This window comes from Tsuneonella sp. HG094, assembly GCF_053819285.1.
This window is the reverse complement of the sequence record NZ_JBSORA010000002.1, coordinates 21,718-34,060: the sequence shown is the minus strand read 5'-3', so window position 1 is coordinate 34,060 and position 12,343 is coordinate 21,718. Positions and strand designations below refer to the sequence as shown.

Annotated in this window: 10 protein-coding genes; 6 read left to right on the top strand and 4 right to left on the bottom strand. The window is 65.0% G+C overall.

Annotated elements, in window-relative coordinates:
• Positions 1 to 25 precede the first annotated feature (25 nt).
• Positions 26 to 868, bottom strand: a complete 843-nt coding sequence (locus tag ACWPMX_RS14630; protein ID WP_455700832.1) for a 2-keto-4-pentenoate hydratase — start codon at positions 866 to 868, stop codon at positions 26 to 28.
• A gap of 19 nt (positions 869 to 887) precedes the next feature.
• A complete protein-coding gene (locus tag ACWPMX_RS14625) occupies positions 888 to 2,387 on the bottom strand; it encodes a UxaA family hydrolase (protein ID WP_455700831.1) in 1,500 nt (499 codons plus the stop codon).
• A 46-nt stretch (positions 2,388 to 2,433) separates the two neighbouring features.
• Here ACWPMX_RS14625 and ACWPMX_RS14620 point away from each other — a divergent pair, with 46 nt between their 5' ends.
• The 5 genes from ACWPMX_RS14620 to ACWPMX_RS14600 all read left to right on the top strand — a co-directional run bounded on the left by ACWPMX_RS14620 (position 2,434) and on the right by ACWPMX_RS14600 (position 7,542).
• The gene (locus ACWPMX_RS14620) at positions 2,434 to 3,486 is read left to right on the top strand and encodes a LacI family DNA-binding transcriptional regulator (RefSeq protein WP_455700830.1); all 1,053 of its coding nucleotides are present in this window, start codon (positions 2,434 to 2,436) and stop codon (positions 3,484 to 3,486) included.
• Between the two features lie 91 nt (positions 3,487 to 3,577).
• Positions 3,578 to 4,237 (top strand): RpiB/LacA/LacB family sugar-phosphate isomerase, encoded by a 660-nt coding sequence (locus ACWPMX_RS14615; protein ID WP_455700829.1) that lies wholly within the window; start codon positions 3,578 to 3,580, stop codon positions 4,235 to 4,237.
• Between the two features lie 10 nt (positions 4,238 to 4,247).
• Positions 4,248 to 5,000: a 2-dehydro-3-deoxy-D-gluconate 5-dehydrogenase KduD gene (gene kduD / locus ACWPMX_RS14610; protein ID WP_455700828.1), complete on the top strand. Its 753-nt coding sequence runs from the start codon at positions 4,248 to 4,250 to the stop codon at positions 4,998 to 5,000.
• Positions 5,001 to 5,009: 9 nt separating this feature from the next.
• On the top strand, positions 5,010 to 6,014 hold the full coding sequence (locus tag ACWPMX_RS14605; RefSeq protein WP_455700827.1) for a sugar kinase: 1,005 nt from the start codon (positions 5,010 to 5,012) through the stop codon (positions 6,012 to 6,014).
• Positions 6,001 to 7,542: a carboxylesterase/lipase family protein gene (locus ACWPMX_RS14600; RefSeq protein ID WP_455700826.1), complete on the top strand. Its 1,542-nt coding sequence runs from the start codon at positions 6,001 to 6,003 to the stop codon at positions 7,540 to 7,542. The genes ACWPMX_RS14605 and ACWPMX_RS14600 overlap by 14 nt, the downstream gene beginning before the upstream one ends.
• Here the strand turns inward: ACWPMX_RS14600 and ACWPMX_RS14595 are convergent.
• Together ACWPMX_RS14595 and ACWPMX_RS14590 are read right to left on the bottom strand one after the other, a co-directional pair.
• On the bottom strand, positions 7,539 to 7,895 hold the full coding sequence (locus ACWPMX_RS14595; RefSeq protein WP_455700912.1) for a cupin domain-containing protein: 357 nt from the start codon (positions 7,893 to 7,895) through the stop codon (positions 7,539 to 7,541). The two genes, ACWPMX_RS14600 and ACWPMX_RS14595, sit on opposite strands and share 4 nt — an antisense overlap.
• Positions 7,896 to 7,938: 43 nt before the next feature.
• The gene (locus ACWPMX_RS14590; RefSeq protein WP_455700825.1) at positions 7,939 to 9,288 is read right to left on the bottom strand and encodes a pectate lyase family protein; all 1,350 of its coding nucleotides are present in this window, start codon (positions 9,286 to 9,288) and stop codon (positions 7,939 to 7,941) included.
• Positions 9,289 to 9,465: 177 nt separating this feature from the next.
• Here ACWPMX_RS14590 and ACWPMX_RS14585 point away from each other — a divergent pair, with 177 nt between their 5' ends.
• The gene (locus tag ACWPMX_RS14585) at positions 9,466 to 12,330 is read left to right on the top strand and encodes a TonB-dependent receptor (RefSeq protein ID WP_455700824.1); all 2,865 of its coding nucleotides are present in this window, start codon (positions 9,466 to 9,468) and stop codon (positions 12,328 to 12,330) included.
• Positions 12,331 to 12,343: the final 13 nt, after the last annotated feature.

Genomic DNA, 12,343 nt, shown 5'->3' with positions numbered 1-12,343 from the left:
CACTGCCGGTCGTGCTTCGTTTTCGTCAATATGCGCGGATCGCGCAGGCGACTTCGCCAATGCCTTCGAATGCCGCCATGAACGTTTGGCCGGGCGCCACAGGATGGACGCCAGTCACCGCACCGCTCGAAACCCAAGTCCCCTCGGCAACCTCGATCCCGCGCGATGCCAGGTTCGCAAGCAGGAACCGCACCGCTCCAAGCGGCCCGTCGAGCATCTCTGCGGCGGTCTTGCGACCGACTTCTTCGCCATCGACGCAGGATGCAATCTCGATAGCCCGCAGATCGCCCCAACTGTCGCGCGGTATCGGCTGGCCAAGGACCAGGCCCGCGTTGTTCCCATGATCTGATATCGTCACGCACGGACCGTCTGCATTGATGCCGGGATAGGGTGACGAAGCCACCTCGATGCCGATCCGTACTTCATCGATCCACGAAAGCGTTTCCGCGTCCGTGTTTGGGGATGGCGCGCCTGCGGGCGGAGCTAACCGGATCATGAACTCCGCTTCGGCCGCTGCGAACCCGTCGGCGAAGATCGGCATGGCGGGCACGCTGTCGTCGGCCGCCTCGACGATGACGTCGCGATAGATCGGCCCGGCAAGCCGGTCGGCGCCGAGCCGGGCATCGTCGGGGGCCCAGATGCGACCGACTTTCCAGCCACCGACGGTTTGCCCGCCGAGTGCGATCGAGCGGTCCTGGATCGCATAGGCGGACGTCAGACTGTCGGGGCGCACGCCGGGATATTCCATGAGCGCGCGATGCTCGCGCCGCGCATCGACGAAGCTGCGCGCGATCGAATCGTGGTCTGCCGCGTCGGCAATCAGGCTCCCGGTCCCCATGTCGGGCTGGCTATAGGAAACCGGTGTCATAAGCAATCGAGATTTCGCATCAGAGGGTGACTCCGCGCTTCCAGATCGCGATTGCGCGCTGTCCGGCACGCTCAGCGGCAGTCGGTTCACCGCTGGCAATCGAGAGCAGGCGCGCAGCGAATTCGTCGACGATTGCGTCGGCCGGTTCGTCGAGCAGCCTGCCCGCATCGAAGTCGATCCAGCCCGCCTTGCTTTGTGCCAGGGCGCTGTTCGAAGACACCTTCACGGTCGGCACTGGAAAACCCAGCGGCGTGCCCCGCCCGGTCGTGAAGAGGACCATCGTCGCGCCCGCGGCGGCGAGGGCGGTAGAGGACACGGCATCGTTGCCCGGCGCCTCCAGCAGCGTCAGGCCGGACCGGGAGGCGGAGCCGCCGTAGTCGATCACGTCGACCAGCGGCGCCCGCCCGCCCTTCTGGACCGCGCCGAGCGACTTTTCCTCGAGTGTCGTGATGCCGCCCGCAACGTTGCCGGGTGACGGATTCTCCGAGACGGGCTGACCGGCATCGAGGAAGTAGCGCTTGAATCGGTTGAGCAGTTCTGCCGCCGCAGCGTGTACTTCAGGCGATGTCGCGCGCGCGAACAGGTCGTGTTCGGCACCAAAGATTTCGGGAATTTCGGTCAGCACGATCTTGCCGCCCGACGCTGCCATACGGTCGCTGAAGCGGCCGAGCAGGGGGTTGGCCGTCAGGCCCGACCATCCGTCCGATCCGCCGCATTTCAGGCCGACCGTCAATGCCGACGCCGGCAGGTCCTGCCGCTCGTGCCCGGCGATCGCATCGACCAGTTCGTCGATGGCGGCCATCGAACGCGCTCGCTCGTCGCCGGCATCCTGTGCCCGGACGATCCGCAGCTTGTCGCGACTGCGCGCGGGAACCGCGTCGACCAGCGCATCGAGCTGGTTCGATTCGCACCCGAGGCCCAGGAGCAGGACACCGCCAGCATTGGGATTGTCTGCCAGCGCGGCCAGCACGGCGCGCGTCCCGGCGAGGTCGTCACCGAGCTGGGAGCAGCCATGCGGATGCGAGAACCCGTGGATACCGTCGATTCGCCCGCGGTGGCGCCCCCATGCTTCGCGCGCGTATTCCTCAGCCATAAGTGCCACGCAGCCGACGGTCGGAAGGATCCAGATTTCGTTGCGGGTCGCTGCGCGGCCATCGGGCCGCAGGTAGCCTCGCCAGTTGGCAAGTCCGGGCGAACGTGCCGCGTCGTCGGTCACAGGGGCCGTCATCGCCCCGTACGCGACTTCGCCCGAGAGCGCGGTCGCAAGGTTGTGCGAGTGCACATGCTCCCCCAAGGCGATGGCGCGCGTCGCGCGGCCGATCGGGGCGCCGTATTTCACGACTGCGTCACCGGGGGCCGCGGGGGCAATCGCGACTTTGTGTCCCTGTTCGACATCTTCGGCAATCGTCACCATGCGGCCCGCCAGGTCGATCGACTCGCCCGCCCGCAGAGGCCGCAAGGCGACCGCGACCGAATCGTCGGGATGACAGCGCCTGAGGTCTGTGGTAACCGGTGTCATACATATGGGTTGCCTTGAAGCGGCCAAGGCTGCAAGCGGTATTTCAATGAACGATCAGGGAAACGGGGGCGGCAACGGCGATCGGCGCGACCAGCAGCCGACGATCAACGACGTCGCGCGGCTTGCAGGCGTCTCCAAAAAGACCGTCAGCCGGGTGATCAACCGTTCGCCGTTGCTCAACAAGGATACGCGGACAAAGGTCGAGGCGGTGATCGCCGAGCTCGGCTATGTGCCCAATCCGCAGGCGCGCGCACTGGCCATGGGACGGAACTTCCTGATCGGGCTGCTGCACGACAATCCGAACGTCCAGATGATCATCAACTTTCAGGAGGGTGTGCTCGAAGCGATTCGCGACACCGAGTTCGCGCTCGTCGTGCGGCCGGTCGATCGCCATTCGCCGGGGATGCTCGACGACGTGCGTAGCTTCCTCGAGCGGCAACGGCTTTTCGGCGTCCTTATCCTGCCCCCGATCTCGGAGAACGAGGAACTCGCGGCGCTGTGCCGCGAGATCGGCTGCGGGTATGTCCGGATGGGTTCCGCCGCGCTCGACGACGAAGCCCATCTCGTCGAATCGAACGATCGCGAAGCGGTCGGCAATGCGGTCGATTATCTCGTCAGCCAAGGGCACAAGCGGATCGGCCTCATCGCCGGTCCCGACGGGTTCCGATCCGCGCGCGAGCGCCGCGAGGGATTTCTCGAGGCGATGGCGCGCCACGACCTTCCCTGCGGTCCGGCGATGATCGCGACCGGAAACTATACGTTCGACACCGGACGGGCCGCGGCCGAACGATTGCTCGAGGCGAGCCCGCGACCCACCGCAATCTTCGCCAGCAACGACGAGATGGCCGCCGGCGCGCTGCACGCCGCGCGCCAGCGCGAAATCGAGGTGCCACGCGAACTGTCGCTCGTCGGGTTCGACGATACCGCCATCGCCGCGCACATCTGGCCGCCGATGACGACTGTGCGCTGGCCGATCGTTTCGATGGCCCGCTCGGCCGCGCTCAAGCTCATTGCGCCGGCGCAGGCGAGCGAGCAGCCATCGCGCTTTTTGTCGGACCTCGTCCGCCGCGCATCGGTAGCCCCGCCGCCGCGCGACTGATGGCTTGATTTTATGCGTCGCGAGACGCTAAAGGGTTTGATGACACCGGTTACCGCGCCGCGACAGCGCGATCCGATCGAGGAGAGTTGAGATGAAGATCGCCCTGATCACCGAGAACAGCCAGGCTGCAAAGAACGGCGTGATCCACGAAGCCTTGTCCGAGACCGTGGAGCCGCTGGGCCATCAGGTCTTCAACTACGGCATGTATGGTGCCGAAGACACGGCCTCGCTGACCTACATCATGAACGGGCTGCTTGCCGGGATCCTGCTCAACTCGAAAGCGGCGGATTTCGTGGTGACAGGCTGCGGGACCGGCATGGGTTCGATGCTGGCGTGCAATTCGATGCCGGGGGTCTTCTGCGGCCTCGTGATCGATCCGACGGACGCGTTCCTGTTCGCCCAGATCAATGACGGCAACTGCATCTCGATGCCCTACGCCAAGGGTTTTGGCTGGGCGGCCGAGCTCAACCTGCGCGACGTCTATGCCAAGCTCTTCACCGGCGAGACCGGAGTGGGCTATCCGAAGGAGCGGGCCGAGATCATGCGAAAGAACCGCTCGATCCTGGCCGGCGTCAAGGCGGCTGCAACCCACGACATGCTCACGGTGCTCAAGTCGGTCGACCAGGACCTGCTCAAGGCCGCGGTCGCGGGCGAGCGTTTTGCCGAGTATTTCTACGCCAACTCGCAGGACGAGGGCATCAGCGCGTACCTGCGGGAATTGACGGATGCCCGTGAACACGCGCCGGCCTGAGACAGCGTCGATGATCGACTTCGGCCTTTCGGGAAGCAAGGCGCTGGTCACCGGGGCAAACACCGGTATCGGCCAGGCTATCGCGGTTGCGCTCGCGCAAGCGGGAGCGGACGTCGCCCTCGCCGGTCGCAGCGAACCGGCCGAAACGCTCGGAATGATCGAAGGGGCGGGCCGCAAGGCGGTCAACATCGCCGCCGACCTGTCCTCGATCGAGCCCGTCCAGCGCGTGGTCGATGAAGCGATCGAAGGTCTCGGCGGGCTCGACATCCTGATCAACAACGCGGGAATAATTCGCCGCAACGACCTCGCCGTGTTCACCGAAGAAGACTGGGACGCGGTCGTCGATACCAATCTCAAATCGCTGTTCTTCCTGAGCCAGGCTGCGGCGCACGGGATGGCTGCACAAGGTCGCGGCAAGATCGTCAACATCGCCTCGCTGCTGAGCTTCCAGGGCGGCATCCGCGTGCCGAGTTACGCAGCCGCGAAGTCGGGCGTGGCGGGGGTTACCAAGGCGATGGCGAACGAACTCGCGCCCGCGGGCGTCCAGGTCAATGCGATCGCTCCGGGCTACATCGCCACCAACAACACCGCTGCGCTGCAATCCGACGAGACGCGCAATCGCCAGATTCTCGAGCGCATCCCGACCGGGCGATGGGGCCGGCCCGAGGACATCGCAGGTGCCGCGGTATTCCTATCGTCCCCGGCTTCGGACTACGTGACGGGACAGGTTCTTGCCGTCGACGGCGGCTGGCTCGCGCGGTAGATCACCACCATGGCCGTAACCTGCTTCGGTGAATTGCTGATCCGGCTCAGCCCGCCGGGACGCCAACCAGTCTTGCGGTCCGACATGCTCGAAATGTCCGTCGGCGGGGCAGAAGCAAACGTCGCGATCGCTTTGGCCTCGTTGGACAATACGGCGCGCATGGCCGGGATGGTAACCGACAATTCGTTCGGTGATCTCGCCGTCGCCCAGCTTCGAAGCGCTGGCGTCGACACGACCTGTTTGGCTCGGTCGCCCGGCCGGATGGGGCTGTACCTGCTCGAGGTTGGCAGTGGCGCTCGCGCGTCGGCGATCACGTACGATCGAACGGGTAGCGCTTTCGCGCTGGCCGACCCCTCTGCGATCGATTTCGCGCGCGCGCTCAACGGGGCGAAACTGCTGCACGCCGGCGGAATTACCCCGGCACTGGGGCCGACTGGCGTCCGACTCGCCCGCGCGGCGCACGATGCCGCCAAGGAAGCGGCCGTGCCCATCTGCTTCGACGGAAACTACCGGAGTGCGTTGTGGAGCGCGTGGGATTCGGATCCCCAGTCGATCCTGTGCGATTTGGTACAGGATGCCATGATTCTCGTCGGCAATCATCGCGACATCTCGCTGCTGCTCGGTCGTGAGTTTTCGGGCGACGGGCCCGATCGTCGGCGCGAGGCGGCCGAAGCTGCGTTCGCGGCCTTTCCGAAGCTGGAGCTAATCGCGTCGACCGCGCGCAACGTCGTGACGAGCGACCATCACCAGATCGCGGCGCGCGTCGACAGTCGCGACTCGTCGTTCCAGACGGACTTGATCGACGTGACCGACATCGTCGATCGTATCGGTACCGGCGATGCGTTCGCGGCGGGCGTGCTCGACGCCTGGCTGGCCGGCAAGGACGAGCGCGCGATGGCAGAAACGGGGCTGGCCCTGACCGCGATCAAGCACTCGTTGCCCGGCGACATGGCCTTCGTCAGCCGGGCCATGCTGGAAGGGTTCTCGGCCAACGGCGGCGATGTCCGCCGCTGACGGCTGGACGCGGCGGGGCGCCATCGGTTCCGCGCTGGCGTTGGGAGCGATCGGCGCGCGGGCGAGGGCGAATTCGCCGATGCGCCGCACCCGCGATACGATCGTGACGCCTCTGGGCGTCTATCGCGGTAACGAAGGGCAATTTCTTGGCATTCGCTATGCCCGGGCCGAGCGCTTTCGTGCGCCCTTGCCCACGACCGCAGCGGAACAGTTCGAGCCGGGAGGCGGGACGTTCGGGCCGGTCTGTCCGCAGGGTGGCGATCGTTATCTCCCGCAATCGGAAGATTGTCTGTTCCTCAATGTCTGGATGCCGCCTGCCGCGCGCGCCGAGCTGACTGCGATCCGCCTTAAACGAAGCCGGCCCATCAGGAACCTCCGGCTGCCGGTAATGCTCTACATCCACGGCGGCGCCTATTCGAACGGGTCGGTGACCGATCCGCTCAACGACGGCGCGAACCTTGCCGCGAAGGGCGGCGTGGTGGTCGTCACGGTCAACCACCGGCTCAACGTGTTCGGTTACCTTTACCAGCCCGATCGCTTTCCCGATTCGGGCAATGCCGGCCAGCTCGACATCATCGCTGCCCTCCAGTGGGTTAAGCGCAACATCGCGAGTTTCGGCGGCGATCCGGCGAACGTAACGGTGTTCGGCCAATCGGGGGGCGGCGCGAAGATCGCCACGATGATGGCGATGCCCGAGGCGGACGGTCTGTTTGCCAAGGCGATCACGATGAGCGGTCAGCAGGTCACTGCGAGCGGCCCGCTCAACGCCAGCAAGCGCACCGCGGCTTTCCTTGCGAAGCTGGGCGAAGGCGTGGATCCCGCCACCGCCCCGGTCGCCGACCTGGTCGCGGCTCTCGCAGCGACCGATCCGGTCCTGGGCGGCGGACTCTACATGGGCCCTGTGCTCGACATGCGGCATCTCGTGCGCCACCCATTCTGGCCCGATGCGCCGCCGCAGTCGCGCGATATTCCGATGATGCTCGGGAACACTGTTTCCGAGACACGGGCCTTTTATGCGCCCGAAGGACGCCAGCTCGCCGGTCTCGACTTCGGCAACCTCGCCGCTCGCATCGCGCCCGAAATGCGGATCGATATCGAACCGCACTGGGTGGTGGCGCAGTTCCGTGAACGCTATCCGTTGGCTCAGCCGCTCGAGCTCTTCCATCGCATCGTCACTGCCGCGCGGAGCTGGCGCGGGCAGGTCGAGGAAGCGGAGGCGCGGGCACGGCAGGGCACGCAGAACACATGGGTCTACCAACTCGATTTCGAGGACGCGAAGCATACCGACGATATCGGACTGTCGTTCGGCACCGTTCCCGAAACCACACCTGCACAGAAGGACATGAGCGACACTGTGATGGGCGCGTTCGTGCGGTTCGCGCGCACCGGCGACCCGGGCTGGGCGCCCTACGATCTGACGCGCCGAACGACGATGGTGTTCGATACGGTCAGCCGGCCCGTCGACAACCCGCGCGCCTGGGAGCGCGAGCTTTTCGCGCGCGTTCCTTACATCCAGCCCGGAAGCTAGTGCGCCGGTTTGGCGGCGACCGGATAGGCGATGATGAGTGACAGCGGTTCGCTTCCGACCTGTCGGATACCCACGACCGCACCATCGTAGAGATAGGCGGCCATGCCGGATTTGAGGCTCGCTTCCACGCCGTCGGAAATCACGACGCCCTCGCCGGACGTGACGTAATAGACCTCGTCATGCGCGATCGGATGTTCGCCGATGGCCGAGCCCACGTCGAGCACGCGCCGGCGAAACTCCATGGTGCGGGGCTGGGGCGCTGCGTCGCTGATGCGATATGACGTCGACATGCCGATCTTGCCGTGCGGGTTCGGCTCGCGCTTCTCGACATCGGCTTCGGCTACGACGACCATCGGCGGTCCGGCGGCGAGAAACAATAGCAGGGTTGAAAGCACGTCAGCTTCCTCCGGTTCGCATGGCGCGATCGCGCGGTGAGAGGTGTTCTTGCGCACCCGGTTTCTGCCCGGGGTAGGCACCCGATCGCGGGGTCATCGTCGAAAGGTCCCACGCTTGCTCGTCGAACTTCGCGCGCGTCGGTGCCTCTTTCGTAAAGCCACCGACGGTCTTTTCGTCGTCGATGATGTCGCCGCGTCCTTCGGCGATGAAATAGAGCACGCGGATTTCCTGCGGTCCGCGATCCCACGGGCGTGCGCCGACCGTCGCGAGGAGCGTCGTTTCGACGTCGCCGCTCGGCAGGATGTCGTATCCGGCCAGGCTGGCGAGCGGAGCCTTCTTCTCGATGATCTTCGCGCCGGTCTCGCCATAGCGTCCGAACATCGGCAGCGCGTTGCCGTACCGGTCGACCGCGCGGTTGTCGCGGCCGTAGTAGGCAAGATCGCCGACGCCTCCGATAGTCAGAAACGGCAGGCCCGGATCGGTGTCGTTGCCTCCGCGATAGACGTTACCGACCGCGGTGATCTCTCCGGTGACCGGCACATGGCCGGCCCATTCGAGATCCATTAGGTTGTAGTGCACGGCTCGGTGCCTGGGATTGTAGATCAGGTTGTTGACCATCAGCACCTGCGCGCCGCCCTTGACCAGGGGGCTGCGCTCGACGTTGTGCGCCCAGACGTTGCGTTCGAAGACGATGCCGGTCGCGTTGTCGTGGATCAGCGATCCCTTCGAGTGTTCTCCCTTGGGATGGCTGGCGTCGGCGAGGCCCTCGGCGGCGAGGTTGCGGCGGAACACGATGTTGTGACTGGTGCCCTGTCGCCACTCCGCCAGCGTGTTCCCCGTGAAGCGCGGGCCCGAAGCGGACATGTTCTCGTCGATTCCCCACATCAAGGTGCAGTTCTCGACCAGCACGTTCCACGCTGCGACCGTCGATAACGTGTCGGCTTCCCAGCCGCTGAGCTTGGGTTGGCCATCGACCCCGGTGAGCACGCGGATATGCTGCATCTTCACGTCGTGCCCGCGCACGTCGACGCCGCCCCGGGCGATCGTGATGCCGGGAGATGGGGCGGTCTGACCGGCGATGGTGACGAAAGGTTCGTCGATCGTCAGGGTCGAGCGCTCGAGATCGATGGTGCCGCCGACTTCGAACACGATGATCCGCGGTCCTTTTTCGGCCAGGGCCGCCGCGAGGGTGCCCGGACCGGTTTTCGCCAGCGAAGTGACGCGGATGATGCGCCCGCCGCTGCCTCCCCGAGTCGGGTCCGGCGGTGACGCCAACGCCGGCCCCACGCCTAGTGAAATCACTCCTGCCGTAAGTGCGACCAGTGCCAATCGGCGCGCGATACCCTTCATTCGTTCGGCTCCTCTCCACCCCTTGTTGACAGAGCGATAAAGGCGAGGCAATAGATTATGACACCGGTTACCTAAACCGACCTCGATTGGTTTCCCGGTGGTTCGTCCAGGCGATTCCCGCCCCGCGCGAACTGCCGACTGCCGTCGAAGGAAAAACGAAGATCAAGGGAGGATGTGATGAATAAGAGCGAGTGGACCCGTCAAATCCGCGCGGCATTGCTGACGGGATCGGCATTGCTGCTTCCCCAGGCTGCGTTCGCCCAGGATGCTCCGGCCACCGATGAACCCGCGGTCGAGGACGGCGAGCCGGTCAACGAGATCGTTGTCACCGGTTTCCGCGAGTCGCTGCAGGCCGCGCTCAACGTCAAGAAGAACTCGGTTGCCGCGGTCGATGTGATCGTCGCCGAAGACATCGCCAAGTTCCCCGACCAGAACCTCGCCGAATCGCTTCAGCGCATTCCCGGCATTTCGATCCAGCGGGATGGCGGTGAAGGCCGGGCGATAACCGTGCGCGGACTTGGCGCGCAGTTCACCCGTGTCCGCGTCAACGGGTTGGAGACGATCGCGACCTCGACCGATGGCGCGTCCTCGAACCGCGACCGCGCATTCGATTTCAACGTGTTCGCGTCCGAACTATTCAGCAGCCTCGTGGTGCACAAGACCGCCGAGGCGAGCCTCGACGAAGGTTCGCTCGGAGCGGTCGTCGATCTCAACACCGGGAACCCGCTGGCCGGAAAGGCCGGGCTGACCGGCGCTCTGTCACTGGTCGGCAGTTATAACGATCTGTCGGACAATGTCGGGCCGCGCGTGGCGGGCCTGCTGAGCTGGCGCAACGATGCCGGCACATTTGGCGCATCGGTTTCGGCCGCCTATTCGAAGACCGACACCCTCGAACTCGGCAACAACACCGTCCGCTGGGCGCAGGCCCGGTTCGACAGCGTCAACGGCACGCCCTGCTGGTATTCCTCGGCGACGAGCACCACTCCGTCACCCAACTCCGGCGGCGTCTATCGCTCGAGCGCTGCGTGCGACCAGGCCGCGCTGGCGTTTCACCCCCGCATCCCGCGCTACGGCGAGATCGGACATGATCGCGAACGCCTCGGCCTGACCGGATCGCTGCAGTTCGCGCCGACCGACAGCACCAATATTTCGATCGACGGTCTCTATTCGAGCTTCAAGGAAGCGCGCGAGGAGAAGTGGGGCGAAGTCCTCCTCCGCTCGCTCGAGCGGTCCATCGATGTCGTCAATCCGACGTACGATTCGAACGGCAACATGATTTCGGCGACGCTCAACGACGCGTATGTTCGGACCGAGCATTACCTGCGTCAGTCGGAAACCGAATTCTACCAGTTCGGTGGACGGATCGAGCAAGACTTCGGCGACAGTTTCCGCGTGTCGGCGCTGGGCGGGATTTCGAAGTCGAACGCCGACATTCCGGTCGAAACGACGATCGTCTTCGACGACCGCGACTCGCAAGGCTACAAGTACGATTACACCGACATGGCGTTTCCGACGCTGACCTTCGGCACGCCGAGCGTGTCGTCGCCCTCGACCTTCCAGCTCGCCGAAATCCGCGACCGGCCGTCCAACGTGACCAACCGGTTCAAGACTGCGCAACTGCGCGCCGAATGGGACGTTGCCGACGGATTTACGGTAAAGATGGGCGGCGTCTGGCGGCGGTTCGACTTCGCCAGCCAGGCGTTCCAGCGCGACACCGCGGTGTGCGGCAACGGCGGCACCAGCCTCGTCACCAGCACGTCGGGCACGATCACCTGTAGCCCGACAAGCCTGTTCGGACCGACAGCGGTCTACGGTTTCCCGGTTACCGCCGCTCTGTCCGAACTATTCACCCTCGGCAACGCGGGCCAGCCTGCGGGCACGACCACCGAATGGCTGATCCCCAATCTCGAGACGGCGACGGCCTTCACCGGTCTCTACAGCCTCACCCCGCGGGTCGATGCCGGCAACACCCGCCAGGTTCGCGAAACGACGAAGGGGCTCTACATCGAGTTCAACTTCAAGGGCGACCTGTTCGGACTCGAATACGCTGGCAATGCGGGCACGCGGTACGTCAAGACGAACCAGTTCTCGCAGGCGTCCAACGGCGTCAACGTCACGCGCAGCTACGACGACTGGCTGCCGTCGTTCAACATCGCGTTCTATCCCGCGCAGGACCTGATCCTGCGCGGCGCGATCGGCAAGGTCATGACGCGGCCGTCGCTCGGCAACCTCAATCCGGCGGGTTCGGTCGACGGGTTCAACCTGCGCGCCACATTCGGCAACCCTTACCTGAACCCCTATCGCGCGACCAACTTCGACGCGTCGGTCGAATGGTACTTCGCTCCGCAGGCGCTGCTGTCGGTCGCCGGGTTCGTGAAGAAGATCGAGAGTTTCCCGGTTTCGGGTGCGTATAATGCGACGCTCCCCCAGCTAGGCCTCGGCCGCGATGCGCTGGCGACCAGCTCGCCCGCGTACATCAACTACGATCCGAACCAGCTCTACACGGTCTCCTCGCAGGTCAACGGCACGGGCGCGACGCTGAAGGGCGTCGAACTGGCTGCGCAGATTCCGTTCTCGGCCTTCACCGAAGCCGCGTTCATCAAGAACTTCGGCGTGCTGGCGAACGCGACCTTCATCACGTCCGATGCCGACTATACGGTGCAGGGCCCGTCGGTCGTGCCGGGTGGTTCGAACGTGACCGCCACGCGCAACGCCACGTTGTTCGGTGTGTCGAAGCGGGCGTACAACGGGACGCTCTACTATGACGACGGACGCCTCAGCGCTCGTGTCTCGGCGAGCTACCGCAGCCGGTACATCGACGCTAATTCGGGCACCGGCAACGTGTTCGAAGGGTACGGTGCGACGACCAACATCGATGCCTCGCTCCGCTACAAGCTGTTCGAATGGCTCGAGCTCTCGGTCGAAGGCAATAACCTCACCGACGAATACCGTTACCGCTACACCGACTTCGATGCGGACCGGAACTACGAGAACAACCATTTCGGTCGCACGATCCTGTTCGGCGCCCGGATGAAGATCTGACCTGATAAGCGAC

Bases quoted from the DNA above. Each gene is read 5' to 3' on its own strand.
- ACWPMX_RS14630 (WP_455700832.1), bottom strand. From the start codon at position 868: ATGACACCGGTTTCCTATAGCCAGCCCGACATGGGGACCGGGAGCCTG.
- ACWPMX_RS14585 (WP_455700824.1), top strand. From the start codon at position 9,466: ATGAATAAGAGCGAGTGGACCCGTCAAATCCGCGCGGCATTGCTGACG.
- ACWPMX_RS14590 (WP_455700825.1), bottom strand. From the start codon at position 9,288: ATGAAGGGTATCGCGCGCCGATTGGCACTGGTCGCACTTACGGCAGGA.
- ACWPMX_RS14605 (WP_455700827.1), top strand. From the start codon at position 5,010: ATGGCCGTAACCTGCTTCGGTGAATTGCTGATCCGGCTCAGCCCGCCG.
- ACWPMX_RS14615 (WP_455700829.1), top strand. From the start codon at position 3,578: ATGAAGATCGCCCTGATCACCGAGAACAGCCAGGCTGCAAAGAACGGC.
- ACWPMX_RS14600 (WP_455700826.1), top strand. From the start codon at position 6,001: ATGTCCGCCGCTGACGGCTGGACGCGGCGGGGCGCCATCGGTTCCGCG.
- kduD (WP_455700828.1), top strand. From the start codon at position 4,248: ATGATCGACTTCGGCCTTTCGGGAAGCAAGGCGCTGGTCACCGGGGCA.
- ACWPMX_RS14595 (WP_455700912.1), bottom strand. From the start codon at position 7,895: ATGGTCGTCGTAGCCGAAGCCGATGTCGAGAAGCGCGAGCCGAACCCG.
- ACWPMX_RS14620 (WP_455700830.1), top strand. From the start codon at position 2,434: ATGAACGATCAGGGAAACGGGGGCGGCAACGGCGATCGGCGCGACCAG.
- ACWPMX_RS14625 (WP_455700831.1), bottom strand. From the start codon at position 2,387: ATGACACCGGTTACCACAGACCTCAGGCGCTGTCATCCCGACGATTCG.